Raw genomic sequence first — 1,914 nt, 5'->3', positions numbered from 1 at the left:
TTGTTTGAGCCAACTATACAGGACGGTCTTGCTGACGCCCTCCTGGCGAGCAAGCTCAGCGACAGACATGTTGATAGGAGGCAACAGCTTCTTGAGCAGTGCGGATTTATGTTCATCAGAATAGCGAGTCATCGAACCCTTCTTCCGCCCCCGGTCTTCCATTTAGCGTGATCTGTTTAGGCGACAACTATCCTGACACCGGGGGGGATTCAGGCCAGTTTGTTGCTCTAGCAGACCTTCCAGTACAAAGATGGAATCACGCAATGTGCCAGGGACGACGATGCCATGAAAGCCGGAGAACTGATCCGAGACAAAGTTGTACCAGGTAATGCCACGACTGGAGCCAAAGTATTTCCGGTTCGGCCCGGCATTGATAGTGCGGATGGGCGTGACAAACCGCATGCCATCAGCAGAAGCCACCTCGCCGCCGCCCCACTTCCCAGGTAGGGGTAATGCGGATTGGTAGTCCACCAGTTTGGCGTTTGCCTTCACCAGCGTCTCTGCCCGCAGGTAATTTTGCTTGACCCAGTTCAATCGGTGTCTGGTCAATGCAGGTACCTGGTGCTTGGATTTGACCCCATAGGTCCAGACACTTTTTCCCGCTTAGGGTTGTGATACCCGACTACGCAGAAATTCCCGGGGTGAACGGTATCCTAAGGCGCTGTGCGGGTGGTGCTCGTTGTAATGCTCGAACGCGATAGCTAAATTGCCTACCGCAGTCCAGCTATCTTGTTTTGGCATCATCTCGATATAGTCGCGTTTCATCGTCTTGACGAAGCTCTCCGCTATACCGTTGCTCTGTGGGCTTCTCACCGCAGTCGTTCTGGGCTCCAAACCGATTTCTCTTGCAAACGCACGGGTCTCATGGGCACGATACGCCGAGCCATTATCAGTCAGCCACTCTATTGGGGATGTAGGCAATACATCCCCAAAGCGACGTTCGACAGACCTCAGCATGACATCTTGCACCGTGTCACTGTCATAACCCCCGGTACTGGCAGCCCAGTCCAAGGTTTCCCTGTCACAACAGTCCATGGCGAACGTGACTCGTAGTTTTTCACCGTTATCGCAGCGAAACTCGAAGCCATCCGAGCACCATCGCCGATTGATCTCTTTGACTGCGACACGCCCCTTATGTGCCCGCTGGGTCAAGGGTGCAGCCGGTTTTCTTTCCAGCAGCAGGTCATGCTCTCTCATGACGCGATATACCCGTTTGGCGTTTACTACAGGCTGTCTTGTTGCCTCTGACTGACGCCGTAACAGCGCCCAGACCCGGCGATAGCCATAGGAGGGAAGTTCTGCCATCGCCTCCATGATACGGCCAAGTAAGGCTGCATCATCACGCTGGCGATGATGACGACCATCTTGCCAACCTGGTTTGCGATGAACACGAACGGATAGCTGCGCACGCGATACATTAAGGGCCTGGCTCACAGCACTTAATCGTCGTCCCCCGGCAACAAGGGCGCATGCGCAATCCATTTTTTTGCTCGACCATACTCCACGGCTTCTTTGAGGATCTCGTTCTCCATGGTCTTCTTCCCGAGCAGACGCTGGAGCTCTCGGATCTGCTTGATGGCAGCAGCCAACTCGGAGGCTGGAACAACATCCTCACCGGCGGTGATCGCCGTTAGAGACCCATCCTGGAATTGCTTACGCCATTTGAAAAGCTGGTTGGCGTTGACGTCGTGCAAGCGAGCGACATGAGAGACGGTCATTCCGGGCTCAAAGGTCTGCTGCACGATGGAGATGGGGTCAGTTTGGATATCGAAAATTATTGTACGTTAAGTCTGAATTTTGACCTAAACTTATTGATTATCCCGGTATAGTGCCTGAATTCGACATATTTGAGAACAGCTGTATCCGGTGGCCTCAGAGGTTTCACGGATACTCAGTTTTTTCACCTGTCGGTAG

The 1,914-nt window shown here is 53.4% G+C and carries 2 protein-coding genes and 1 pseudogene; all 3 read right to left on the bottom strand.

All coding sequences use genetic code 11. From position 1 onward, the window contains the following. The coding region (locus CUC53_RS03110) for a transposase (RefSeq protein WP_157798183.1) at positions 1–132 on the bottom strand (132 nt) is incomplete at its 3' end. Positions 133–204: 72 nt separating this feature from the next. Beyond that, positions 205–567 (bottom strand): annotated as a pseudogene (locus CUC53_RS03105) (Tn3 family transposase); the annotation flags it as partial. Positions 568–603: 36 nt separating this feature from the next. Further along, positions 604–1,778, bottom strand: a protein-coding gene (locus tag CUC53_RS03100) for an IS3 family transposase (RefSeq protein ID WP_236757852.1) whose coding sequence is annotated in 2 segments (ribosomal slippage) — positions 604–1,490 and positions 1,490–1,778 — 1,176 coding nt in all. Because the reading frame shifts where the segments join, the coding sequence is not laid out codon by codon here. Positions 1,779–1,914 lie beyond the last annotated feature (136 nt).

The sequence above is a fragment of the Aeromonas cavernicola genome (assembly GCF_002795305.1).
Taxonomy (GTDB): Bacteria; Pseudomonadota; Gammaproteobacteria; order Enterobacterales; family Aeromonadaceae; genus Aeromonas; species Aeromonas cavernicola.
The sequence above is the reverse complement of the archived record's forward strand: the minus strand, read 5'-3'. Positions and strand labels throughout refer to the sequence as shown.